Genomic DNA, 372 nt, shown 5'->3' with positions numbered 1-372 from the left:
CGGCAGCCGGCTTCGTCGAGCTTGTGCGCCTCGCCGATCGCCATCTGCATCAGCCCGGACACGATGTGAGTCAGACTGTCGTCTTCGCCCGGCAGCGGCACCGGGGCTGAAAGCCGCGCCAGCGTCTCGTCGCCGAAGGTCGAGCGCGGCACCTGCAGGATGAGCTGGTCGACATCGCTGAGGTTCTGCAGGGAATAGCTGCGCAGGGGATCGTAGATGATCGCCGCGCGCGGGCCGAGATCGACCGCGACCTGCTGCTGTTCGAAGCGGCTGCGTCCGCTGAGCTGCATCAGGATCTTGATCGAGTCGGGATCGAAACTGCGCCAGAAGGCGCGGTCGTTGAGGACCAGATGCGACTTGGCCTGGATTTCG

General features: G+C 65.3%; 1 protein-coding gene. It reads right to left on the bottom strand.

What is annotated here, in order from left to right:
- On the bottom strand, positions 1-372 hold a 372-nt coding region (locus EN786_RS36385; protein ID WP_189524385.1), incomplete at both ends, for a hypothetical protein.

Source organism: Mesorhizobium sp. M4B.F.Ca.ET.143.01.1.1 (assembly GCF_004792275.1).
Taxonomy (GTDB): domain Bacteria; phylum Pseudomonadota; class Alphaproteobacteria; order Rhizobiales; family Rhizobiaceae; genus Mesorhizobium; species Mesorhizobium abyssinicae.
This window is presented reverse-complemented; position numbering and strand designations above follow the sequence as displayed.